Source organism: Saccharibacillus alkalitolerans (assembly GCF_011090185.1).
GTDB classification, from domain to species: domain Bacteria; phylum Bacillota; class Bacilli; order Paenibacillales; family Paenibacillaceae; genus Saccharibacillus; species Saccharibacillus alkalitolerans.
The window spans coordinates 170,589-195,477 of sequence record NZ_JAAFGS010000003.1; the positions used below are offsets into that span (position 1 = coordinate 170,589).

Annotated in this window: 20 protein-coding genes; 3 read left to right on the forward strand and 17 right to left on the reverse strand. The window is 59.4% G+C overall.

Translation table 11 applies throughout. The features are described from left to right. Positions 1–75: 75 nt before the first annotated feature. Positions 76–825, reverse strand: coding sequence for a Yip1 family protein (locus tag GYN08_RS09535; protein WP_166273984.1), 750 nt, complete (start codon positions 823–825; stop codon positions 76–78). 63 nt (positions 826–888) lie between these two features. Then, positions 889–2,556, reverse strand: a complete 1,668-nt coding sequence (locus GYN08_RS09540) for a glycoside hydrolase family 13 protein (RefSeq protein WP_166273985.1) — start codon at positions 2,554–2,556, stop codon at positions 889–891. A gap of 436 nt (positions 2,557–2,992) precedes the next feature. On the opposite strand from GYN08_RS09540, the gene GYN08_RS09545 reads away from it, so the two are divergent. After that, a complete protein-coding gene (locus GYN08_RS09545) occupies positions 2,993–5,077 on the forward strand; it encodes a GTP-binding protein (RefSeq protein WP_206023680.1) in 2,085 nt (694 codons plus the stop codon). A 539-nt stretch (positions 5,078–5,616) separates the two neighbouring features. On the opposite strand, the gene GYN08_RS09550 is transcribed toward GYN08_RS09545, so the two are convergent. The 8 genes from GYN08_RS09550 to rpiA form a co-directional block, all read right to left on the reverse strand. Next, positions 5,617–8,754, reverse strand: coding sequence for an MMPL family transporter (locus GYN08_RS09550; RefSeq protein ID WP_166273987.1), 3,138 nt, complete (start codon positions 8,752–8,754; stop codon positions 5,617–5,619). Further along, positions 8,751–9,239 (reverse strand): MarR family winged helix-turn-helix transcriptional regulator, encoded by a 489-nt coding sequence (locus tag GYN08_RS09555; RefSeq protein WP_166273988.1) that lies wholly within the window; start codon positions 9,237–9,239, stop codon positions 8,751–8,753. The genes GYN08_RS09550 and GYN08_RS09555 overlap by 4 nt, the downstream gene beginning before the upstream one ends. 271 nt (positions 9,240–9,510) lie before the next feature. After that, positions 9,511–10,836, reverse strand: a complete 1,326-nt coding sequence (locus tag GYN08_RS09560; RefSeq protein WP_166273989.1) for a 5'-deoxyadenosine deaminase — start codon at positions 10,834–10,836, stop codon at positions 9,511–9,513. Between the two features lie 62 nt (positions 10,837–10,898). Next, positions 10,899–11,333 (reverse strand): GNAT family N-acetyltransferase, encoded by a 435-nt coding sequence (locus GYN08_RS09565; protein WP_166273990.1) that lies wholly within the window; start codon positions 11,331–11,333, stop codon positions 10,899–10,901. A gap of 50 nt (positions 11,334–11,383) precedes the next feature. Continuing rightward, the gene (locus GYN08_RS09570; RefSeq protein WP_166273991.1) at positions 11,384–13,066 is read right to left on the reverse strand and encodes an ATP-binding protein; all 1,683 of its coding nucleotides are present in this window, start codon (positions 13,064–13,066) and stop codon (positions 11,384–11,386) included. Further along, complete coding sequence (locus GYN08_RS09575) at positions 13,056–14,183, reverse strand: cobalamin-dependent protein (protein ID WP_166273992.1); 1,128 nt, start codon at positions 14,181–14,183, stop codon at positions 13,056–13,058. The genes GYN08_RS09570 and GYN08_RS09575 overlap by 11 nt, the downstream gene beginning before the upstream one ends. Before the next feature lie 156 nt (positions 14,184–14,339). Then, positions 14,340–15,002, reverse strand: a complete 663-nt coding sequence (locus tag GYN08_RS09580) for a GNAT family N-acetyltransferase (RefSeq protein ID WP_235946106.1) — start codon at positions 15,000–15,002, stop codon at positions 14,340–14,342. A 98-nt stretch (positions 15,003–15,100) separates the two neighbouring features. Beyond that, positions 15,101–15,769 carry a ribose-5-phosphate isomerase RpiA gene (rpiA, locus tag GYN08_RS09585; RefSeq protein ID WP_166273993.1) on the reverse strand — a complete coding sequence of 223 codons (669 nt, stop codon included), beginning with the start codon at positions 15,767–15,769 and terminating at the stop codon, positions 15,101–15,103. A gap of 360 nt (positions 15,770–16,129) precedes the next feature. Here rpiA and GYN08_RS09590 point away from each other — a divergent pair, with 360 nt between their 5' ends. Next, complete coding sequence (locus GYN08_RS09590) at positions 16,130–17,413, forward strand: S8 family peptidase (RefSeq protein WP_166273994.1); 1,284 nt, start codon at positions 16,130–16,132, stop codon at positions 17,411–17,413. A 113-nt stretch (positions 17,414–17,526) separates the two neighbouring features. Here GYN08_RS09590 and GYN08_RS09595 read toward each other — a convergent pair whose 3' ends face one another. Beyond that, positions 17,527–18,084 (reverse strand): YfiT family bacillithiol transferase, encoded by a 558-nt coding sequence (locus tag GYN08_RS09595; RefSeq protein WP_166273995.1) that lies wholly within the window; start codon positions 18,082–18,084, stop codon positions 17,527–17,529. Positions 18,085–18,112: 28 nt separating this feature from the next. Then, positions 18,113–19,492, reverse strand: coding sequence for a class II fumarate hydratase (gene fumC / locus GYN08_RS09600; protein ID WP_166273996.1), 1,380 nt, complete (start codon positions 19,490–19,492; stop codon positions 18,113–18,115). A gap of 190 nt (positions 19,493–19,682) precedes the next feature. Here fumC and GYN08_RS09605 point away from each other — a divergent pair, with 190 nt between their 5' ends. Continuing rightward, complete coding sequence (locus GYN08_RS09605) at positions 19,683–20,495, forward strand: GNAT family N-acetyltransferase (RefSeq protein ID WP_166273997.1); 813 nt, start codon at positions 19,683–19,685, stop codon at positions 20,493–20,495. A 60-nt stretch (positions 20,496–20,555) separates the two neighbouring features. Here GYN08_RS09605 and GYN08_RS09610 read toward each other — a convergent pair whose 3' ends face one another. From GYN08_RS09610 to GYN08_RS09630, 5 genes are all read right to left on the reverse strand, one after another. Next, positions 20,556–21,254 (reverse strand): YjjG family noncanonical pyrimidine nucleotidase, encoded by a 699-nt coding sequence (locus GYN08_RS09610; RefSeq protein WP_166273998.1) that lies wholly within the window; start codon positions 21,252–21,254, stop codon positions 20,556–20,558. Then, positions 21,251–21,964, reverse strand: a complete 714-nt coding sequence (locus GYN08_RS09615) for a uracil-DNA glycosylase (RefSeq protein ID WP_166273999.1) — start codon at positions 21,962–21,964, stop codon at positions 21,251–21,253. The genes GYN08_RS09610 and GYN08_RS09615 overlap by 4 nt, the downstream gene beginning before the upstream one ends. A gap of 172 nt (positions 21,965–22,136) precedes the next feature. Further along, positions 22,137–22,991, reverse strand: coding sequence for a VOC family protein (locus GYN08_RS09620; RefSeq protein WP_166274000.1), 855 nt, complete (start codon positions 22,989–22,991; stop codon positions 22,137–22,139). 277 nt (positions 22,992–23,268) lie between these two features. Then, positions 23,269–24,228: an acetylxylan esterase gene (locus tag GYN08_RS09625; protein ID WP_166274001.1), complete on the reverse strand. Its 960-nt coding sequence runs from the start codon at positions 24,226–24,228 to the stop codon at positions 23,269–23,271. A 27-nt stretch (positions 24,229–24,255) separates the two neighbouring features. Next, the gene (locus GYN08_RS09630) at positions 24,256–24,798 is read right to left on the reverse strand and encodes an O-acetyl-ADP-ribose deacetylase (protein ID WP_328802932.1); all 543 of its coding nucleotides are present in this window, start codon (positions 24,796–24,798) and stop codon (positions 24,256–24,258) included. Positions 24,799–24,889 lie beyond the last annotated feature (91 nt).

Consider the following 24,889-nt stretch of genomic DNA (forward strand, 5'->3'; position numbering starts at 1 on the left):
CCGCGTACCGAACACCGGTACGCGGGCTTTTTGCGCGGAGCGTCTCTTCTTCTTTGCTTTTATCGGGAAAACCGCTCAAAATCCCGGCGAAGGTCCCGCGGCCCCCAGCATGGCGAACACGACGACGAATACGACGACGACGACCGCCACGATCAAAATCGATTCGACGAGCAGCGCCTTCCAGGCCGAGAAACCGTGCGCTTCGCCGATCGCGTGCAGCAAAATGACGAATATCCAGACACTCAGCGCGAATTCCACGAACAGCACTGCCGCAAGCAGCAGGCTGCGGAGCGGATGCGCGTCCAAATACGGCGTCTGTTCCGTAAACAATTCGCGGCCCGCGATCAGCAGTTCGGGAATCAGCAGCAGTCCGAGCACGATGCTCGTCATGCCCGAAATCCGTCCGACGACGACCTGCATATCGGACATGGAGCCGACTCCGCCGAACCAGCTGCCGACCCACTTGATTAAAAAGGATCCGACATAATAACCGATAAGCCCTCCGATCAGGCCGATAACGATCGCTCTAGCGATGAGGCCGCCGGTCGAGTACACGTCTCCCCAATTCCCGTTCGAAGCCGAGTTGAATGCATTGAGCACGCCGGAGACCAGCGCCAGCGCCAGCGCGCCGCGCAGCGGATTCGCCGAATCGAGGAACCATCGCGTCACCTGTCTCGGATGCAGCCAAACTTCCAGCCAGGGCGACCGCCCGTTACGGATACCCGATTCGTCAGGCCCTTCGTCCCGGTAACCGCCGCCCGCTTCGTTTTTGTAGAGATCGACTCTCGAATTCCCGCCGTCTTCGTTTCCATGTCTTCCGTCCATGGTCATCCCACCTTTTCTTCATCTTGTTGTGGAGTAGGCGAGCATATTCCGAATTTGCAAAACCTATTTCAGCGCGTATACTCTCGCTTCATAAGGACGCAGCTGCCCGCTTTCCATGCCTTCTTCGCCATAATTGCCGATGACGAGCGACGCTTCGCGCCCTGCCAGATTAGGCGGCCAGTCGAACGGAGTCGGATCCGTCGAGAAATTGAGCGCCACCAGCCAGGTTTCCTCGCCCAGCGTGCGCGTATACATGTACAGCGTTTCGTGATCCGGCAGCAGCAGCTCGTAATCGCCGTACGCCATGATCGGATTTTGTTTGCGCAGCGCAATCAGCCGTTTGTAGTAATGAAAGACCGAATCGGGATCGTCCAGCTGCTGCTTGGCATTGATCGCGACATAATTCGGATTCACGCCGATCCACGGCGTGCCCGTCGTAAATCCCGCATATTCGCTGTCGTCCCACTGCACCGGCGTCCTCGCGTTGTCGCGGCCTCTCGTCTGGATCGCCGCCATGACCGTGCCGGGATCGGCGCCGCCGTGCGTGACCCGCTCGCGGTACATGTTCAGGCTTTCGATGTCTTTGTAATCGTCGATCATGGGGAACTTGACGTTGGTCATGCCCAGCTCCTCGCCCTGATACACGTACGGCGTCCCTTTGAGCGTATGCAGCAGCGTGCCGAGCAGCTTGGCCGACTGGACGCGGTATTCGCCGTCGTTCCCGAACCTGGACACCATGCGCGGCTGATCGTGGTTGTTCAGATACAGGCTGTTCCATCCTTTTTCCGCCAGGCCGATCTGCCACTTGTGCATGACGGCTTTGAACTGCGGGAGCTTCCACGGCACGATGTCCCATTTGCCGCCGGGACCGCCGTCGAGGCGCATATGTTCGAACTGGAACACCATCTGCAGTTCCTCGCGCTCCTCCGCCGTATATTTTTTCGCCTCTTCGACCGTCACGCCCGGCATCTCGCCCACCGTCATCACGTCGTACTTGGAGAGCACCTCGCGGTTCATTTCGTGCAAAAATTCGTGAATGCGCGGACCGTCGGTGTAGTACATGCTGCCGTCGGCGATCGGAGCCGTTCCGTTGGAAGGCAGCCCTTCCACTTTGGAGATCAGGTTGATGACGTCCATGCGGAATCCGTCGACGCCTTTGTCGAGCCAAAACGTCATCATGTCGTAAACGGCGCGGCGCACTTTTTCGTTTTCCCAGTTGAGATCCGGCTGCTTTTTCGAGAACAAATGAAGATAATACTGCCCGCGTTCTTCGCTGTACTCCCACACGGGACCGCTGAAAAAGGACTCCCAGTTGTTCGGCAGGCCGCCGCCTTCGGCCGCGTCGCGCCAGACATAGTAGTCGCCGTATTCCCCGTCTGGATCGCGTACCGATTCCACGAACCAGGCATGCTCGTCCGAGGTATGGTTCACCACCAGGTCCATCATCAGTTTGATGCCGCGTTCGTGGAGCCCCGCCAGCAGTTCGTCCCAGTCCGCCATCGTGCCGAACTCGTCCATGATGTCTTCGTAATCGCTGATGTCGTAGCCGTTATCGTCGTTGGGCGACTTATAAACCGGCGACAGCCAGATCACGTCCACGCCGAGTTCCTTCAAATAATCCAGCTTCATGATAATGCCCCGCAGATCGCCTACGCCGTCCCCGTCGCTGTCCATGAAGCTGCGCGGATAAATCTGATACACGACCGCTTCTTTCCAAAAAGTCCGTTCCATTCGTCTCCATTCCTCCCCGCTGTTCGCTGATGCCGGCCTTGACGCCTCGTCGGCGAGCAAGCCCTGTCTTAACCCAATTACCCAGAAAGCGGAAACTTGAGCGGAAGAATCGGCAACTTTCGAAATTTGTCGCCAGCCAAAAAACGGAGGGAATTTCTCCGGTCCGATCGAGAACTTTTTTTCGAAAAAGACGGGAATATCGAACGAAACGACGATCATAGACGGCCGGGGTCAAACGTATTTCCTGGAAGATGCGGATCGGCGGCAGCGCCGTTTTTTTGTCTGCTTTCTTCGGCCGTTCGCACCGCGCATGGTACAATACAATAACCGCGCTTTCGCTCTGCCGGTCTCCCGGCGCAAAAGCGCGGAAACGCGGATTTCGACCGAAACCGCTTTATTTCTTTTTACTTTCCGCAGAATCGAGGCTGATGTTTCGTTGAACACCTCTTCATCCGTTCGCAATATCGGCGTATTTGCCCATATCGACGCCGGCAAAACGACCACGACCGAATATATGCTGTACCACAGCGGAAGCATCCGCTCGCTCGGCAGCGTCGACGAAGGCACCACCTCCACCGACTTCCTCGACGTCGAGCGGGAACGGGGCATTTCCGTGAGAGCCGCTTCGGCTTCTTTGACCTGGAAAGGACACAAAATCAACCTGGTCGACACGCCGGGTCACGCTGATTTCCTGGCCGAAGTCGAGCGCTCGCTCGGCGTCATGGACGGCGCGGTGCTGATCGTCTCCGCCGCCGAAGGCGTCCAGGCCCAGACCGAAGTGCTGTGGCAGGCGCTGCGGCTCATGAACATTCCGACGCTGATTTACATCAACAAGCTCGACCGGGTCGGCGCTTCCTTCGATCGGACGCTTGCCGACATTCGGCTCCTGCTCTCTCCTGCGGCGCTGCCGGTACAAATCCCGGTGTATACGGAGGAAGACGCGTTCGCGGGCGTGCGGGAACTGTGGCAGGTCTCCGGCGCGCCGATGCGCGGGGAAGAACCGCAGGCCGTCGGCGCCGATTCGAAAGCGGATCCGGCTCCGAGCGGTCCTAATCCTTCGCTTGACGCGCAATCCGAAATCCTCGGTTTGCGCGGACGGATCGACGCCTTTCGCACGGAAGCGGTCGAAACGATGGCCGACTTCGACGAAGAACTGATGCTGCGCTATATCGAAGGCGATCTTCCCGACCCGGCGAAAACGGCGGCGCTGCTGGCCGGACATTCCGCGGCCGGACGTTTGTTCCCCGTCTGCTGCGGCTGCTCGCAAAAAGGCATCGGGATCGACGAGCTTCTCGATGCCGTGCTGGCCTTTTTGCCCGCTCCGACGCCTCAAGAAGAGCTGGCCGGCATCGTGTTCAAGATCGAACGCGAACGTTCGATGGGCCGCGCCGCCTGGATCCGCCTGTACGGCGGCACGCTGCGCAACCGGGATACCGTGCGGCTGAACGGGCGCGAAGAGGAACACAAAATCACGCAGATCCGCATGTTGGACGGACTCAAAAGAATCGATGCCGGCGAGATCGGCCCGGGAGACATCGCCGCCGTCTACGGCCTTCTGGGCGCGGCGATCGGCGATATCGTCGGCGATCCGGCTCGGGTACCGTCAGCTCCGGAGATGGCCGTGCCTCTGCTGACCGCTCGCGTGCTGCCGGAGAGCGAAGCCGATTACGTCCGGACCGCCGAAGCGCTGCAGGAGCTGACCGACGAAGATCCCCTGCTCGATCTGGCCTGGCTGCCCGAAGTGCGCGAACTGCACGTGCGCATGATGGGCGCCATTCAGCTCGAAGTGCTGACCAGCATGCTGCGTTCCCGCTTCGGATTGAACGTCGGCTTCGGCCCTCCGGCCGTTATCTACAAAGAAACGCCTGCGCAGGTCTGCGAAGGCCGCGTCGCCTACCTGGCTCCCAAGCCGTGCTGGGCGATCCTGCATTTCAGGATCGAGCCCGGCGAACGCGGCAGCGGTCTCGTTTACCGCTCGCAAGCCCGCGCCGACGACATTCTTCCGGCGTATCAGAACGAGGTCGAACGCCGGGTGCCGGAAGCTTTGAAGCAGGGCCTGCACGGCTGGGAGGTGACCGACCTGATCGTCACCCTGACCTACGGACAGTCTCACGTCTGGCACACCCATCCGCTCGATTTTGTCATCGCCACGCCGATGGGCATCATGAACGGACTGGCCTCCGGCGGCACCAAGCTGCTTGAGCCTATGCTTCGCTTCCGTATCTCCGTACCCGAAGAACACGCCGGCCGCGTCTTGAGCGATTTGTCCCGCATGCGGGCCGAATTCTCCGCCCCTTCCGCCGAAGCCGGCCGTTTCGTCGTCGAAGGCACCGTTCCCGCTTCGACTTCGATGGATTATTCCGCCTCCCTGCGATCCTTCAGCGGCGGCAAGGGCGTCATGACCGCTTCTTTCGAAGGCTATCAAGAAGCTCCCGAAGGAACCGAAGCTTCGCGCCCTCGGATCGGTATCAACCCGCTCGACGAAGCGAAGTATATCCTAAGCGCCCGCAGCGCTTTATAATCGCTAAGCGCTTACGCCCCTTCGACCCTCGTTGTGCCGCGCACTCCGCCCTTGCGTTGTGCAGAGCACACGCCCCGCACTCCGTTCTTGCGTTGTGCAGAGCACACGCCTCGCACCGCCCTTGCGTTGTGCAGAGCACACGCCATGCACTCCGCTCTTGCGTTGTGCAGAGCACACGCCGCTCTTCCCGCCTTTACTTTGGACGCGCAGATCCAACTTGGGCAGCTCCGCAACTTAACAAAAGAAGGCCCGTTCCCTTAATCCAAGGGAACGGGCCTTCTTTTATTCTACCCTCATCACAAACGGGATGAGGGAATACGTTGTACCTCTCCACGCCAAAGCGGTGAGCGGAGGAGCTGCAGGAGCCGAAGAAACGAAGTGGTCGCCTTTGAAATTGGATTCCCCCCTTACCCTTCTACAATCAAGGGAATCCAATTGAAACAGCGATCGAAGGCCCTGCAGCTCCGGAGCGGCTCCCGAGCGGCTCCGAAGCGGCTCCCGAGCGCCCCCAAGCGCCTCTCAAGCTCCCCCCTCACCTACTACTCCTTGTCTTCCCTCATCCCGAACGGCCACCAGTTGGCCTTCCCGAACGTCTTCACCATCACCGGCACGAAGAACGGAAGCATGAACAGCGCATAGATGACGAGTCCAGCCAGCACGACGGTGGCGATCTGCATCATCGAGAGCACGCCCGAAGGAATCATCGAAGCGAACGTCCCGCTGAGGATCAGCACGGCCGACAGAATGACCGTGCCCATGTTCCGCATCGCATGCACGATCGCGTCTTTCGGGCTCATGTCCCGGTGCTCGTTGAAGCGGTCCATCAGGAAGATGCTGTAATCGACGCCGAGCGCGATCAGCATGACGAAGCCGAAGAACGGCGTCGTCCACGTGATGCCCGAGTAGCCGAGCAGATGGACGAAGATCGCTTCCGTCACGCCGAGCGCCGCGTAATACGTCACGAACAGCGACAGCATCAGATACACCGGCATGATGATCGAACGCAGCAGCAGAATCAAGATGATGAGAATGCCGCCCATCATCAGATAGACCGTCCGGCTGTAGTCTTCGTTCGATACCGTCTGCAGGTCGGCGAACGTGCTGGTTACGCCGCTGATCGCCACGTCGGCCTGCTCCAGCTTCGTCCCCTGCGTGCCGCGGTCGACGGCGGCGCGAATGTCGTCGATGTTGGCGAGCGCTTGCGTGCTGTACGGATTGTCCGCCAGCACCACGTCGAGCGTCATGATCTTGCGGTCATTGGACATATACGTGTCGAATACCTGCTGGAAGTCTTCGTTCTCCAGCGCCTCCTGCGGAATGAACCATCCGCCGAGCTCCGCATCCGAATCGTTCTGCAGCTGCGCCAGATAATCCTCCGCGGAACCCAGACCGTCTCCGACCTGTTTCAGCCCGTCGACGCTCTGATCGAGACCGTCGGTCAGCTGCGTCAGCTGATCGGACAGATCTTTGAACCCCTGACCCAGCTGCTGCTGGCCGTCCTGCAGCTGATCGAGACCGTCGGTGATCGACGGAACTTGACCGACGATTTCTCCCTGACCGTCGGCGGCCTGGTTCAGGCCGCTTTGCAGCTGTTCGATGCCTGCAATCAGCTGATCGAAGCCTCCCGTCAGCTGGCTTTGTCCGTTGATCGCCTGCGCATAGCCTTCGTTCGCTTGATTGATGCCGGCGGCGACCTGCGAGACCTGGCCCTGCACCTGACCGAAAGCGTCGGCCAGCGCCGCCGCGCCTTGGCCCGTCTGGGTGACCGTGCCGCGTATCGTCAAGTAGTCTTCATCCTGCAGCAGCGCCGGGAACTTGCCCTCCAGGCTGCCGAAGCGTCCCTGCACGCTGCCGAGCGCGCCCGACAGCGCCGTCAGCTGGTCGCCCAGCTGGGACATGCCGCCGTTTAGAGCGCCGAGACCCGTGCCGACCTGTTGATAGCCCGCCAGCAGCTGTTCGTGCGCGCTTTGCAGCTGCTGCGCGCTCGCTTTCATCTGCGCGAGTCCCGACTGCAGTTCGCCCGCGCCGGAAGCGCCGGAACGAATGCCGTTTTCGATCTGCGACAGCCCGTCGCCGAGCTGCGCGATTCCCGTCTTGAGATCTTCCGTACCGCTGACGAGCTGATCGGCGCCGGAAGCCGCTTCCTGAATCTGCGGCGCGTTATCGCTCAGCTGCTTGCTGGCGTCGGCGAGCCCGTCTTGAATCTTCGTCAGCCCTTCGCCCGCTTCCCCGAGCCCCTCCTTCAGCGTCCCGGCCTGATCGGCCACGCTGAAATCCTGAATCTCTTCGCCGGTCGGCCGGCTGGCGCTGCGTACCGTATCGACGCCGTCCACCTTGCCTACCTCGCGGCTGATCCGTTCCGCGAGAGCCACGTATTCCGCGTTATCCATCGCTTCGTCGTTTTTGATGACGATCTTGGCCGGCATGGCCTGACCCGCGCCGAAGCTGTCGGAAATGATATTGAAGCCTTCGACCGATTCGTAGTTCGCCGGAATCTCTTCAAGGCTGTTGAACGACAGCTTGCCGCTGTAAGTCAGAAGGAACGGCAGCGTAACGGCCAGCACGATCAGCATCGCCGCCCAAGGCCGCTTGAGCGAGAATCGGCCCGCCCAGCCCCACAGCTTGTTCTCGCTGTGGCCGATCGCTTTGCGCGAAGGCCAGAACATCTTCTCGCCGAGCACAGCCATGAAGAACGGCACGACCGTGATCATGGCCAGCAGCATCACCGCGATGCCGACGGCGACCGCGACGGCCGAACGGTACAGCATGAACTGCGACAGACCGATCGCCGCGAATCCGACCAATACTGCAAGGCCGGAAACCAAAACCGTGCGGCCCGCCGTCCGGTACGTCTCGACGATCGCGTCCCATTTGCTGTCCTGCCGTCCCATTTCTTCTTTATAGCGGCTGATCAGCAGGATGCAGTAATCCGTCCCGATTCCGAACATGACCGCGACCATGAAGATCTGCGTGAAGTTCGACAGCGGAAAGTCGAAGCGGTCCACGAGGAACGCCACGATGCTCTGCGATACGATGTAGCTGAGTCCCACGGTCAGCAGCGGCACGAACGGCGCCACGACGGAACGGAATACGAGCACCAGAATCAGCAGGATGAAGACGACCGTGATATATTCCGATTTCTTCAGGCCTTCCTCCGAGCTGCGGACCGTATCTTCGCTGATAAGCGACTCGCCCGTCAGGTAATGTTCGACCTGGTACGGTTCGAGCGTCTGCTCGATGCCGCTTTGCACCTCGGTCACTTCGCCCTCGGGGATTTCGGCGCCGAGCGAGACAAGAACGGTCTGTCCGTTTTCCGAAATCATCTGGCCTTCAAGTTCGCTCTGTTCGAACGGACTGAGAATCGACGTGATATGCAGGCTTTCTTTGTTTTTGTCGAGAGCTTCGACCGCCTGCTTCGCCTGTTCCTTCTCTTCGGCGCTCAATCCGTTCGGATTATGGAACACGAGCGCGATGGTCGTCCCCTCCGTGCCCCCCTCCTGGGCGGCCAGCTCATCCAAGATTTTGGCGGCTTCCGTGGACGTATATCCTTCCGGAACGGAAAAACCGCCTTTTTCGCGCACCAGATCCGACATCGACGGCGCGGTCAGGAACAATCCGACCGCCGCCGCCAGCCAGAGCAGCAGGACCAGCCATCTGGCTTTCAGTATGGTTCTCATTTTTTCTCTCTGCCTCCATCTTCCTTGACCAGCATCGCCAATCGGTCGAACGCGGCCAGAACGGTTTCCACTTCATCCTCGCTGAAATGCTTCAAATACTTGGCAAACGATTCCGTAATCCGCTGCTCCGCCTGCACGGCCATTTCGCGCCCGCGCTCGGTCAGCGTCAAATACACTTCGCGGCGATCCTGTTCGTTTCGCGTCCGCTCGATCAGTCCCCGGTCGACCAGACGCGTGACGATCGCGGTAATCGAACTTTTGACCACCTTGAACGCATCGGCCAGCTCGGACGACGTGCACGGTCCCCGCTGAATGATCGTCTGCAGCAAATAATACTGGTCGCTCGTCATATCCTCCTGCATCTGGCTGCGGACGAGCGCGCCGAATTCCCGCTCGATCGACAGCCAGGACCCCAAAAAGCGGTCAATCAGCTGCTTGGCGTTCCCCGTGATCGGTTCGCCGGACGCGCGGGTCGATTCCTCCATCTCGCTTCGCTCCCTCCCCGAATTGGTTCTTCAATCGAATTGTTCGATAATGAAACTATTCACCTATGAAACTATAAAGTTTTTCCGCATCCCTGTCAACATAACGCCGAAGTCAGCCGGTGCTCGAGATTGAAAACGCAAAAAAAAGAAACTCGGCCCTCCGTTTGGAGAGCCGGGTTTCCCGTTACTTGATATGCCGAAGCATCTTTCCTCGGACTTTGTTTTCGGGCGTTGTTCTTCCGTCAACGGTTTTCCGCCTTGACGGCTCGGTTCAAATCCTTTTGACCAGACGCTCGATCGAACGATCGGCCTCGCGCAGGACGACGTCGCGGTCCAGCGTGCGGACGACTCGGTTTTCCATGACAATCCTGCCGTCAATGACGACCGTATCGACGTTTCCGCGCGCCGCCGAGTAGACGATGCGCGAGTAAACGTCGACCTCGAACGAAGGAAACGTATGAAAGTCATACAGATCCAGCAGCACCAGATCCGCCTTTTTGCCGGGCTCGATACTGCCGATTTCGTCTTCCATGCCGAGCACTTCCGCCCCGCCCATCGTGGCCATGCGCAGCACGGTCCGGGCGTCCATCGCCGTCGGTCCGTGCGCCGGCTTGTGGATCAGCGCGGCCAGCTTCATTTCCTGAAACATGTCCAGATTGTTGTTGCAAGGCGCGCCGTCCGCACCCAGTCCGACCGGGACGTGACGGCTCAGCATATCGGGAACTTCCGCGATTCCCGAAGCCAGCTTGAGGTTGGAACCCGGGCAGTGCGTCATTTTGACTCCGCGCTCGCGGATTATTCGCTTTTCCCGCTCGTTCAGCCAAATGCAGTGGGCCAGAATCAGATTGGGCTTGGCGAGCCCGATATGATCGAGATATTCGATATTGCGCATGCCGCGTTCGCGCTCCACGACCTCGATCTCGCCGCGGTTTTCCGAAGCATGCGTATGTACGCGGACTTTATGGCGCTCCGACAGGTCGCGCACGCCGGTCAGCAGTTCCTCCGTGCAGGACACGACGAACCTCGGACAAAACGCATATTGGATGCGCCCGCCGTCGCAGCCGTTCCATCGTTCCAGCAGACGCACGCTTTCTTCCAGGGAACGGGCGGTATCTTCCTGCAGCGCCTCCGGCACCTGGCTTCCGTGATCCATCATGACTTTTCCGGACACCGCGCGGATGCCGGTCTCGGCCATAGCGCGGAACGCCGACTCGGTATGATGCACCGTCTCCATGTCGAGCAGCGTCGTCGTGCCGTTGGAGATCAGCTCGCCGATGCCCAGCATCGCCGAATAGTAGACCGACTCCTCGTCGTGCGCCGCTTCGAGCGGCCAGATCCGCTTCTGAAGCCAGTCCAGCAGTTCGAGGTCGTCCGCACGGCCGCGGAACAGCGTCTGGCATAAGTGCACATGCGTTTGGATAAACCCCGGAAGCAGCACTTTTCCCCGAGCCTCAATGACGCGGTCGGCCTGCATGCCCGACAAATTGCCGCCGATCCGGACGATGCGGTCGTTTTCGATCCACACGTCGCCGGTCAGCACTTCCTGTTTATCGTTCATCGTCACGATTTGAGCGCCTTGAATCAACAGCGTTGCCATCCCCGGTTCCTCCTTACGCGTTTTTCGACGAGTCTATCCGCCCGGCGATCGAAATCCGGCCTTTATTCTTCCTCGTCTTCGTCCACGCTGTAGACGCAGCGGAACCTTTCCAGTCCCGACGAAGACAGACCCTGGCCGATCACGGCGAAGCCGATGCTGCGGTAAAAGTCGACGGCTTCTTCGTCCGTCTCCGCGATCACCCGTTCGGGCTTCTCCATCACCATCAGCTCGAGCATCATGCCCCGGCCGTAGCCCAGACCCCTGCTTTCCGGTTCGACGGCGATATGCGTAATCGTAATCTCGCCCGTTCCGGTCGGTCTGTAGCCGATGATGCCGAGCGTTTCCCCTTCTTCGACATAAGCCAGCAGTTGAACCTCTTCTTGTTCCTCATACAGCCGGATCGCCCGCTCCACATGTTCGGGATCGGGAAATACGGCCAGTTCCAGCAGGGCGGCGACTTCGGGGTCGCGCACTTGTCGTTTGACGGATTGCAGCATGTCGTTCCTCCTGTTTATGTCTTTAGATGAAACAACCGGCCCGCCTGGATTCAGGCAAACCGGTGCAGTTCTTCGCGGGCGGCTTCGTAGGCGCCGTTCAGCTTCGGCAGCACGTCCCGCGCGGTATCCGTGTCGCCGTCTTTCAACGCATGCTCGATCGTCTCGAGCAGGTTGGCGAAGTAATGAACACCGATGCTGAGGCTGCCCGATTTCAAATCGTGGGCGGCCCTCATTCCTTTTATGCAGTCGCCTTCCAGCACGAAGCGCTCGAGCCGTTCCAGCTTGCCCGGCGTTTCCTCTTCGTAAGTCTCAAGCAGGGCACGGAAAATTTCCGGCTCCTCGCCCTCGTCCAATTCGATGATTTCTCGGACGACTTGGGAATCGAGCGCTTTGTCGGAAGCCCGCGGAAGCCACTTTTGCAGCATGGACCCCAGCGCCTCCATGCTGACCGGCTTGCCGAGAAAATCGTTCATGCCCGCCTTCCGGCAAACTTCCTTCTCGCTCTCGAGCGAGTCTCCCGTCAAGGCGATAATGGGGATCGGGCGGCGCATTTCGTCCCGTTCCAATTCGCGGATTCTTCGCGCCGCTTCCGGACCGTCCATCACCGGCATATGCTTGTCCATCAGGATCACGGCATACGGACGGCTGAGGAAGGCCGCGACCGCTTCCTTTCCGTCGCCGACGACTTCGACGGCGTCCAGTCCCAGCTTTTTCAGCTGCATGCGGATCACCCGGCTGTTGATCGGATTGTCTTCCGCGACCAGAATCGGAATCTCTCCGCCTGGAGCTCCGAAGACGGGCACCGCCCTCAGCGAAGCCGACGAGCCTTCATGCGTCGGTACGGACGCCGCCGGCAGCGCCAGGCGGAACCAGAACGTCGAGCCTTCGCCTTCGCGGCTGACGACGCCGATCTCGCCCTGCATCGCTTCTACCAGCGACTTGCAGATCATCAGACCGAGACCGGTTCCCGCTTTGGCCTTTCCGGCTTCGGTCTGCGAGTAGGGCTTGAACAATTTTTCGATGTTCGGCTGCGAAATGCCGATGCCGCTGTCCCGGACTTCGAAGCTCAGCAGGTCGGAACCCGAGGAGGCCGGGCGTACCGTCACGCGGATTGTCCCGTTTTCGGTGAACGTATTCGCGTTATTGATCAAGTTGATCAGGATCTGACGGATCCGCGTCGGATCGCCCTTCAAGGAAGAGGCGACCGAAGCGTCGATGTCGCATTCGATCCGGTTGCACTTGGCGCCCGCCCGCGGCTGCAGCAGCTGCACCGCATGCGTGACCACTTCGCGCAGGTCGAACGTTTTCTCTTCGATATCGAGCATCCCCGCTTCGCTCTTGGAGAGATCCAGCAGATCGCTCACCATGCCGAGCAGCGATTCCGCCGACTCTTCGATCAATCCCGTCCAGCTTCGCTGCTCCTCGCCGAGCGCGCTGCCCCGCAGCAGCTCGGTCATGCCCAAAATGCCGTTCATCGGCGTTCTGAATTCATGGCTGATCATGGCCAAAAATTGATTTTTCGCCTCGTTCGCCCGCTCCGCTTCTTTCACGGCTTCTTCCAATTCCGCGTTGCTCTTGGCCAGCTTACGCTGAAGCGTGACCATCTCGTTATTCATCGACGAAAATTCGTTCAAAATCTGTTCTTCCTTCAACTGCCCCCGCACGATCCGGTCGTTAAGCGCTTCGACAATCGCGCGCAGCCGTTCGATCTCTCGCTGCAATTCAGCTTCCAAGTTGATGGCCTCCTTCCGCTTCCGGATGTTCTCCGGCTTCTTCCGGCGTGGCGACGATCGTCCGTTCCTTCAGAATACGATCCGCTTCCTGCAGCGCTACTTCCGCGTCTGGCGCATAGCCGTCGGCTCCGACCCGCTTCCACAAGAAAGGATCGACGTTGAAAGGCAGGCCGCCGACCATGATTTTGACGCCTGTCAAGCGTTCGTCGGCACGCAGCCGCGCAATCAATTTCTTCATTAGACGAACGTGAAACGTCATCGTTGCCGACAAGGCGACGATATCCGCTCCGCGGCGCGCGACCGTTTCGGCCAGCCGATCTTCGTCGGCGTTCGCGCCCATGTAGTAGGTGTCCCAGCCTTCCAACTCGAACACGTCGGTCAGCATCCGCAGCCCGATCTCGTGCATTTCTCCGCCGACGCAGGCCGATACGAGTACGCTGCCGCGTTTCGGGCGTTCTCCGCCGATCCAATGCGCATACAGCCGGGACATGGCGCTCTGCGTAATGGCCGTACAGTAATGTTCGTCGGCGACGCTGATCTGCTGAGTTTGCCACAACCGTCCGACTTCGTACTGCGAAGCCTGGAAGACGTATCGATAAATGTCGCGTATGGTTTCGCCGCGTTCGAACATCTCGTCGACTACGCCGTAGGCGCCGAGACGGTCGCTTCGCAGCAGCGCATCCAGATAACGCCGCGCTTCCCGTCCGAACAAGCGGTCTTCGGCGATGAAAGGCGGCACTTCGGCCGGTTCCCGCGTTCGCTCGATCCCCATCTCCAAAATATGGATCGTTCGCTCCGTCATCTCGCCCTGTCGTCCGGCACGGACGCGGTCCAGGATCAATTCCAACTTTTTGCGGATGTCCGCCTCGGTGAGCCCGTAACCCGCCAGCAGCTGCTTCAGCCAGCCGATATAATGCAAAAACAGCGAAGGGCTGTCCATCAGCACGCCCTCCGCCAAATAGTTCAACGTATAGACGGTGTCGCGGCGCGATTTTTCAAATCCCGCACGACCGTATCTGTCCATCAAGTCCGGTTGAATTCTGTACTGTTCTTCGGTCACGTCGAGCGCAAGAGACTCGATCTCCGAGAACAGCGTCTCGTCGTTCCATGTCGTCATGCGAACCGCCCGCTTCGAATGCGGAAAAGCCCACTGCATTCCGCTTTCTTAGGCACTGCGCATCCCTCCCAACTATCCTGCCGTTCTGCCGACTCCGTTTCGATCCTTGGGTTCATCTTCCCATAACGGGCGGAGATGCGCAACCTCGCAGCAGGATCACGCGCGGCCTGAAGGGCCGTAAAGGTCCTCCCATTCCTCCCGCAGCACGCCCATCCGAATCGAGTCGTAAAGCTCTCCGCGCACGATCCGGCAGCGCCGCACCCGGCCTTCGAGCCGCATGCCGATTCGCGCGGCGGCCCGCATCATGCGCTCGTTGCCCGACCAGGTCGTAATGCCGACCCTGGGCACGTCCAGACTCGCGAACAAATAGCCGACATACAAGCGCAGCGCCTCCGTCCCGCATCCCCGGCTCCATGTATCGGATCGAAGCAGCACGATGCCGCATTCCAGCCAATTGGAAGGCTTATGCTCCCAATAAGAATTGACGGTGCCCAGCATGCGCCCTTCTATCGTCTCGATCAGCAGCCGCGGCTCCCAGGGCAGATTACGCGCTCTGAGGCTTTCGTATCCCTGCGCGAATTCCTCGAACGTCTCTTCCTCTTCTTCATCCTTGAAATAAGGCGCGTCCCATTCCGTCCATGTCCGGTCCTTCTCCGAATGGATCAGATCGTACAGTTCGCGGTAATCGGCCGGCATGACGCTTCGCAGCCGCACTCTTTCGCCCTCCAGCAGCGTCCGGCCGCTTCTTTCGCACGCCGACGGCTGCGCTGCCGCATTTGCGTTCATGTCTTTATCGTTCGCGTTTTGCTTCTTATCCATCTGTTCGTAAACCCTCTTTCCGTTTCGAGTAGGGCGCCGCCCGGGAGCCTGCGCCGCTTGGTTGTCCGTTCACTCGGAACCGGATAGGGCCGAACGGCTTATCGCGCGAGCGTATCGATGCTTCCGTCTTCCCGGCCCACGATGACCGTGTGCGCCATGTCGACGAACAGGCCGTTTTCGACTACGCCCGGAATCGCGTTGAGACTTGCGTGCAGCGAGGCCGGATCGGCGATCGAATCGGCGCGGCAGTCGGCTATGTAATTGCCATTGTCCGTTATATAAGGCTCGCCTTCCGCAAGACGCAGTTCGGGATTCAAATGGAGCGCTTTCAGCGCATCCATCGTCCACTCGTGCGCGAAAGGAACAATCTCCACCGGCAGAGGGAACGCGCCCAGCGTATCCACCAGCTTGTCTTCGCCGACGATCACGAACATTTTGTCGCTGCGCGCCGCCACGATTTTTTCGCGCAGCAGCGCGCCTCCGCCGCCTTTGATCAGCTGCAGATGCCGGTCCACTTCATCCGCCCCGTCGATCGTGATGTCGATTCTTCCCACTTCCGAAAAAGGAACGATCGGAATGCCCAGCCCTACGGCCTGCTCTTCCGAACGCTTCGACGTGGCGACCGCGCGGACCGAAAGCCCTTCCTTCACGCGCTGACCGAGCTTCTCGATCGCGAAATAAGCCGTCGATCCCGTTCCGAGACCGACCGTCATTCCATCTTCTATCGCTTCTACCGCCCGTTCGGCGGCCAGTTTCTTCGTATTCATCTCCACCACTCCGTCCCGATTCGACATTTTGGAAAAAACCTTCCTTGTTCATTGTAAGGCATAAAAAATGGTTGCGACAGTCTTTATTTCGCGTGATCTGAAAGCTTCCCGCCTTCGTTATAAAGATTGTTACTTTTTTTGTCGAATTTAATCGATTATTGGATTATTTTTTCTTTTTCGAATAAGAATCCATCAAATAAATTGTGCGCTATCCGATATAAAAAATATCGAATTAAGTCGAAATTAATCAAGTTAGAGGCAGGTGTAACTGTATGCTGCATAAAAAGATGGATAAAACACTGCTTTTTTTCTACACTTTTCATATTTTTGTTGTTTAGTTTTACAGCTGTCTTTCATTTTTTGACTTTTTCGAACCGTTCCGAACAAACAAACAAAAATTCGACAAACGAACCGACAAGCATCGTGCAGTCCAAGCCGGTTTTCTCTATTTTCATCCAATACGCCGATCAAAGCGGCGAGCGCGAGGCGCTGAACGTCACGCACGATCTCGACTATCATATCTATTGGGAGACAAACATGATGTCGCTGCGCACGAACGCGGACGGCCTCGCCAAACTAAGCCGCCACGATTCTATCCTGTCGATCGAATTGAGCAAGGACTATAAGAGCCTCCCGCAAAGCACGACGTTCTCGAACGATCGGAACGCCCCGGCCGTTCCGGTTTCTTCCGCTTCCAAGCTCAAGCAGGGACAGTGGGGATACAGCGCTATCCAAGCTTCGGCCGCCGTCAGAGCCGGTTTCACCGGCAAAGGCATCAAGATCGCCGTACTCGACACCGGCGTTTCCGAAAAATCCGCTTTGAATATCAGCGGCGGCGTCTCGACCGTCGACGGCGTTTCTTCTTACGAAGACGATAACGGCCACGGTACGTTCGTGGCCGGCATCATCGGCGCCAAAAGCAAAGCGTATAAAGGCATCGCTCCGGACGCTTCGATCTACGCCGTCAAAGTCATGGACAAGGACGGCAACGGCTCGACAGAATCACTGGCGAAAGGACTCGACTGGGCGATCCGCCAGCGTATGGACATCATCAATCTGTCGCTGTCCTTCCCGCAGAATTCCCCGGCGATCGACGCGCTGCTCGAAAAAGCGGCCGCCAAAGGCATCACGGTCATCGTGGCCGCAGGCAACTCCGGCAATTCCGACGGCAGCGGCAATACGCTCGCTTTCCCCGCCAAGTCGCCGGAAACCATCACGGTCGCGGCTGTCGACTCCGATCTGAAACGCGCGGCTTTCTCCGGCACCGGCGACGAAGTCGAACTGTCCGCTCCTGGCGTAGGCGTCGTCAGCAGCAGCCTTTCCGGCAAATACAAACTAAGCGACGGCACTTCCGCTGCCGCTCCGTTCGTCAGCGGAATGGTCGCCGTTCTCAAACAAGCTTATCCGAACCTTTCCGCGGATCAGATCCGCACTTCCCTCCAGCGCGGCGCGATCGACCTCGGCCCGCGGGGGCGCGACCCTCAATACGGGTACGGCATGGTGTCCTTCGAGCGGCTGATCGGCAAAAATTCGGTTATTCCGAACACGACGTATGCCGATGCGCAAAGCGCTTCTTCGGGAACGACTTCTGCTTCGGGCAGCGGCAGCCAAAAAGCTTCCGCCGAAAGCGGCACTTTCCGCTAAACCATAATCGAGGACGAAACACAGTCTGTCCTCTACGGCAGACGCTATTTATGCGGCATACAAAAAGGACCTCATTTCCCGGATAAGCGGGAAACGAGATCCTTTTTTGCATATTACCAGCCCGAGCGTTCGCGCAGCGCCGCAATCTGGGCCGTATGATGCCGGCCGTGCCAGGCGTAATGCGACGTCTGCGTGTCGAGGCGGGTCCAGTTCCCGGACTCCGGATGATAGAAAGTCCTCGCCCGCTGCTCCGGCGTCAGCGATTCCAGCAGGAACGACCAATGCATATGCAGGCCGCGCAGCAGCATCAAGGAAGCCCCTACGGCCAGCCCTTTGGAATCCGCCTGCTCCGCCCATACGGCTTCTTCGTACGGCTTGATGGTGGGACCTTCCTCGGTCAGCGCCAGCTTGAGCCGGATATACGCGTTCATGTGGCTGTCCGCCAGATGATGCACGACCTGCCGTACCGTCCACCCTCCCGGGCGGTACGGCGTATCGAGCTGCTCCTCGCTCAGACCTTCGATCGCTTCTTCCAGCCGGTCCGGCAGGCGGCGGATCTGCTCGGTCCATTCTTCGAGCTGCTCCTCATTCGATTCGAGGGCGTCGTCCGCGCGTCCGATCGGATAGCGCAGACGTTCCAGTTCGGTTTCGTCGACGAATGGTTCAGTCATGGTTTCTTCCTCCTCTAAAGCTCTCTTTTTAGATCATTTTTTTCGGATCGACGTAACGATCGAATTCTTCTTCCGTCAGCAGTCCCGTCTCGAGCGCCGCTTCTTTCAGCGTGGTGCCTTCCGCATGGGCTTTCTTGGCGATCTTCGCCGCGTTTTCGTAGCCGATATGCGGATTCAGCGACGTGACGAGCATCAGCGAGTTGCGCAGATTGTGCTCGATCTTGTCGAGATTGGCTTCGATGCCGACCGCGCATTTGTCGTTGAACGCGATGATCGAATCGGCCAGCAGGTTGACGGACTGCAGGAAGTTGTAGATCAGCACCGGCTTGAACACGTTCAGCTCGAAGTTGCCCTGGCTGGCGGCAAAGCCGATCGTCGTATCGTTGCCGAAGACTTGAGCGACGACCATCGTGATCGCTTCCGGCTGGGTCGGGTTGACCTTGCCCGGCATGATCGAGCTGCCCGGCTCGTTCTCCGGAATGCGGATCTCGCCGAGGCCGCTGCGCGGTCCGCTCGCCAGCCACCGCACGTCGTTGGCGATCTTCATCAGGTCGGCCGCCAGCCCTTTGATCGCGCCGTGCGTGTAGACGGCCTCGTCGTGGCTCGTCAGCGCATGGAATTTATTTTTGGCGGACGTGAATTTGGACTGGGTAAACTGGGAGATGTAAGCCGCCGCGCGGTCGCCGAACTCCGGATGCGCGTTGATGCCGGTGCCGACCGCCGTGCCGCCGATCGCCAGCTCTTTCATATGCTGCACGCTCTCCTTGATCATGTTCCCGCTCTTCTCCAGCATGGCGGACCAGCCGCTGATCTCCTGGCCCAGCGTCAGCGGAGTCGCATCCATCAGATGGGTGCGTCCGATCTTGATCACGTCTTTGAATTTTTCGGATTTCTCGTCGAACGTCGCTTTCAGTACGGCGATCGCCGGCAGCAGCTTATCCTCGACGGCGATCGCGCCGGCGACGTGCAGAGCGGTCGGGAACGTGTCGTTCGAGCTCTGGGACATGTTCACGTGATCGTTCGGATGCAGGCGCTCGTCTTGAAGGCCTTTTTCTTCGAGCAGCTGATTGCCCCGGTAAGCGATGACTTCGTTGACGTTCATATTGGACTGCGTGCCGCTGCCCGTCTGCCAGACCACCAGCGGAAACTGTTCGTTCAGCAGTCCTTCGAGGATCTCGTCGGCGGCCTGGGCGATCGCGCCCGCCTTATGCTCGGACAGTTTGCCGAGATCGCGATTGGCGAGCGCCGCCGATTTTTTCAGGATGGCGAAAGCCCGGATCACTTCGGAAGGCATCTTCTCCTGGCCGATCGGAAAGTTCTCTTTGCTTCGCTGCGTTTGCGCCCCCCACATTTTATCCGCGGGCACTTTCATTTCACCAAGCGTATCTTTTTCGATCCGATAATCCAAAATCCGTCTCCTCCTTCGTCGCTATCACAAAATGGTCACATTCCAATTGTAATTGTAGCGTTTTCAAGAGTCAAAAAGATAGCTTGATGCCAAATATTTTACCGAGAAAGAGGAAAAATTGCCGGAAAAGGCGATGCCGCGTTATAATCGGAACCGTTAAATTTTATCACGGGGGCGATCAAGGTTGGGGATGAACAATAGTACGAAGGAAAATCCGGAACGTCTGGAGCATGTCCGCCTGCTGGAGCGGCTCGCGATCGAAGCCTGGCCTCCGATTGTCCGAGAACCGCTGGGCGGCTGGATGCTGAGAGCGTCGGGCGGCGTCAGCCGCCGGGGGAACAGCGTCTGGACGGCGGCTCCTTTTCCCGAATCGGAGACGGGAGACTGGCTGGAGCATGCCGAGTCGTTCGCCGTGCGCAGCGGCATCCCGCCCTGCTTCTACGTCAGCGACACCTCGCCCGCGGGCCTGGACGAGCGTCTCGCGAACGAGGGCTACCTCCTGACCGAGCCCTGCTATCTGATGACCGGGTCCACCGGGTCGGCGTCGGAACGCCTTTCCGTCCGTCCGGCGAAGGAGAACGGTTTCGAGGTTTCCCTTCCGGGCGCGGACCGCACCGAAGAAAACGGCGAGTGGCTGCGGGAATTCCTTTCGATCAAGGGAGTGCCGCCGGAACGCGAAGCGGCCTACGCCGCGATCTTCGGCGCGATTCGTTCGGATCACACCTTCGCCCGCCTGCGGATCGCCGGGGAGACGGCGGCGCTCGGAACGATCGTCGCTCAGGGAAGATTCGCTTATGTCAGCAATCTGACGGTGACGCCGAAGTTCCGCCGCCGCGGATTGGCCTCCGCGATGATGGCGGAGCTGATCCGCTGGGCGACCGAGAGAGGTGCGGAAGAGCTGTATTTGCAGGTGCTCAGGGACAACCTCCCCGCGGTGACGCTGTATCGAAATCTCGGCTTCGACATCGCGGCCGGGCATCATTACCGGGTGTCCGGCCGCTGAGTCGGCGCACGACGCCTTTCGTCAATTTCCGGTCGTCCGGCCCGAAGGGCCGGAAACGTCCTATCGTTCTCCGAACAGAAGCTCCGGAAGCTCGGTCAGCTCCGCGATCTCGTACGTCGGCGCAATGCCGCTGCCGTTCTCGAGCCGTTCCGGGTTGTACCAGCACGTATCGATGCCGTAATTATGCCCGCCGCGAATGTCCGAAGACAGCGAATCGCCGACGATCAGCGCCTGCGATTTGTCCGGGCAGCCGATGCGCTTCAGCGCGTAATCGAAAATTTCCGGCGCCGGCTTGGCAAAGCCCACATCGTCGGAGACGACGATATGATCGAAATGGTCTTTCAGCTCCGATCCGTAAATGCGGGAAAACTGTACGTCGCGGATGCCGTTCGTGAGAATCGACAGGTCGAACGACGGCTTGAGCGCATCGCACACGGCCAGCGCGTCGGGAGTCAGGAACGACCCACCGGCGAAATGCCGGAGATATACCGCGCCGAAAGCTTCCGGGTCGCTCCCGATGCCGAGCTGCTTGAACATCCGGCGGAAGCGTTCGCTTCGCAGTTCCCGCTGGGTGATCCGATTCTGCTCGTAATCGAGCCACAGCCCCCGGTTGATCGCGGAGTAGCAGGCCAGGCATTCGTCGAACGCCAAGCCGAAGCCGGCTTCGTCCAGCGCCCCGGCCAGCGCTTCCCGTTCGCAGCGGCGGAAATCCAGCAGCGTGTCGTCCGCGTCGAACAAAATATAGCGATACTTTTTCATGAATTCGTCTTCCCTTCTTCCTTTAATCCTTCAGGCACGGCCGGCAGGCACCAATCGATCTCGGGCAGGCCGTTCGAGCGCAGAAAATCGTTCGTTCGCGAGAAAGGCCGGCTGCCGAAAAATCCGCGATCCGTCGACCGAGGGCTCGGATGCGCCGACTTGAGGATCAAATGCCGGTTTCCGTCGATAAACGCTCCCTTCTCCTGCGCGCTGCGCCCCCACAAAATGAATACGGCCGGAGTCTCGCGTTCGTTGATCGCCGCGATCGCCGCCTCCGTGAACGCTTCCCAGCCCAGCCCCTGGTGCGAAGCGGCCGCTCCCCGGCGCACGGTCAGCACATTGTTGAGCAGCAGCACGCCCTGCTTCGCCCAATGTTCGAGGAACCCGTGCCGAACCGGAGGACAGCCCAGATCGTCGTGCAGTTCGCGGTAAATGTTCTCCAGCGACGGCGGAACGCTGACGCCCGGCTGCACCGAGAAGCTCAGCCCGTGCGCCTGGTTCGGACCGTGATACGGATCCTGCCCCAGAATGACGACGCGCGTGTCGGCAAACGACGTCAGATGAAACGCGCTGAAGATCCGGTACATGTCCGGATAGACGGTTCGCGTTCGATACTCCTCCGCCAGACTGCGCCGAAGCTTAAGATAATAAGGCTTTTCCATCTCGGGATGCAGGATGTCCGCCCAATCGTTCGTAAAAATCGGTTTCATAAGGTTCAAGTCCTTTGCCGAAAATTTGCCTGCCGTCTGCGGGTCAGGCTTCCCTTCGCATTATAGCCCAGCCCGGCGGCAAAGAAAAAGACCTCCCCGCCGGGGAAGGTCTGTCGAAAGCTTGTTAACCGGGCCGAAGAATCCCGTCCCCGCCCCGGATCCCGCCGCTTCTTCAGGCCGAAACCAGCACGGCGCGGCTGCCGAACGGATCAAGCGCGGACGGGCCTTCCGGCGTGTCCTCCACGTCGAAACCCGCCTCGCGCAGCGCGCCCGCCGCGCGATCCCGTTCTTCGATATTCGGGTACACGATCGTAAAGTAGCGCAGCCCGACGGCATTCGCCGGAGCGGCCGGAGCGCCGACGCCCGCCCAGGTGTTGAGCCCCATGTGGTGATGGTAGCCGCCCGCCGACACGAACAGCGCGGCGCCGCCGAAGTGCAGCATGACGTCGAAGCCCAGACCGTCCACGTAGAACCTGCGCGCCTCCGGCAGATTGCCGACATGCAGATGGACGTGGCCGATGACCGTTCCTTCCGGCAGTCCGTTCCATTCGCCCGCCAGCTGCAGCAGCGACTCCACATCGACCGGGTCGGTCGCCATGACATACTCGCCGTTCGCGTCTTTTTGCCACTGCGAACGCGGACGGTCCGCATAGATTTCGATGCCGTTGCCGTCCGGGTCGTCCAGATAAAACGCTTCGCTGACCAGATGGTCTCCCTGCCCGATGGCGACCCCGCTGCCCGCCAGATGGCGAAGCGCCGTCCCCAGCGCCTCGCGGCTCGGCAGCAGAATGGCGAAATGATACAAGCCGCTCACCGACTGCGGAGGCAGGATGCGGGCATCCTCCGTTTCCTCGAGGCCCAGCAGCACGCCGCTTCCTTTTACGCCGAACTCGGCCGTTTTGTCCGTCTGAGCGATCAGTTTGAGGCCGATGACCTCGCCGTAAAATCGGATCGACCGTTCGATTTGGCTGACTTTCAGTTGAACCCGCCCCATATGCGCTTCGGGATGAATGCGATAGCTGCTCATCTTACTAACCTCCTGTTTTATCTATACTACTTTTTATTTGATATAAGTAATATTTCTGTTGAATCTATAATAATATAGTTTGTGAGAAAAGTAAAGTATGTGAGTTAAATAACCCCTCATTCCTGAATTTGGTCGTGCCCTCGATTATCTGCAAAAAAGAAGGCTTACCGGTCCCGCACGCTCGGCGAGTCCCGTAAGCCTTCTTCTTTTGCGCCTTCCGGCTTCTTTCTCTTTGTTCCGGGCGTTTGCCGCAAAGGAACTTCGATTCTAGGCAAGTCTAGGCCAGTCCCGCATGACGGGCCAGAAATTCCATCGCCAAGCGGTTTTGCCCGTCCGATACCCAATGGCCGTCGAACGGATAGACACGCATCTCCTTTTCCGACTCGATCCGATTGTACGCCGCGTAGACCGTCTCCGGCATGCAGCAGGGATCTTTCAAGCCGCAGGACACCATAACCGGAATCCGGATGCGCGGCGCCAGGTTCAAGTTGTCGAAATAGCTCAGCGTTTTCAGCACCGCGCCCAGATGCTCGGGATGTCGGCTGACGAAATCCGCCGCTTCGGACAGCGAACTGTTCGAATTCAGAATGCCGAAGTCCATATGGCACATGTTCGGAATATGCGCGACCGCCGCTTTCGGCAGAGCGCTCAGCGCGGACACGATCAGCGCAAGCCCGCCGCCCTGACTGCCGCCGATCAGCAGCACGCGCTCCGGGTCGGTCTCCGGCTGCTCCGCCGCCCATTCCGCCGCGCGGATCGCGTCGATCGTGATCGCCCGATAATAGGCCGTCTCGCGGTCCAGGATGCCGGGGGTCAGCCAGCCCTTGACCGCGCCGTAGTGCTGGTGAAGCCGGTTGCCCGTGTCTCCGCCCTGCCCGCGCACGTCGATCGACAGCACCGCGAAGCCCATCAGGATGTAGTGGGCGAAATGCTCCGGCATCCCTTTGCTGCCCGTGTAGCCGTGATAATGCACGACGCACGGAAACCGGGTCCCTTCTTCCGCTTGAGGCGTCAAATACCAGGCGTGCAGCGGCGTATCGTCGGCGCCTTCGTACGCTGCCTTGTACACATTCATGCCTTTCATCGGCGTTTGTACAAGTTCTCTCGTGCCGTTAAGCGGCTTGCCCGCGTATTCGGCCAACGTCCGTTCCCAAAACTCGTCCAAATCCGCTTCCGCCGTCAACGAAGGAATATAGCGCTCCAGATCGCCGATCCGCGCTTCGATCGCATTGCTCATCGCTGTTCTCGTTCTCCTTTTGCCGATTTACCGGTCTTTCCGCTCCAGCAGCCGCCGGTAAAGTCGTTCGTTCTCTTCATCGTAGCAGACGAAAGCGATCTCTTCCAGAAACGTTTCGCCGTCTTCCGAAGATCGGCCGGCCGTCCAATCCTGCACGGCCGTCCAGGCCGCCTCCGCAGCCTTGTCTTTCGGATAGCCGTAAATGCCCGTCGAGATATTCGGAAAAGCGATCTTTCTCGCTCCGGCGGCCGCGGCTTCTTCCAGCGAGCGGACGTAGCAGCTTTTCAACTGTTCCTCTTCCCCGCTTCGTCCGTCCCGGTATACCGGTCCCACCGTATGCACGACGAACTTCGCCGGCAGCCGCCCCGCCGTCGTGACGACCGCGTCTCCCGTCTCGCAGCCGCCCTGACGGTTCCGGATTTTGCGGCATTCTTCCAGAATCGCCGGGCCGCCCGCCCGGTGAATCGCCCCGTCCACGCCTCCGCCTCCGAGCAGCGACGAATTGGCCGCGTTGACGATGGCATCCGTCTCGTATCGGGTGATATCGCCGCGGACGAGGTTCACTCGCACTCCGTTTATCGTTTTTTCCATGATCGTTTTCCCTCCCGCATCGTCGTTTACGACACAATTACCCGGATATCGGGGTGTCGCTTGCCCGGGC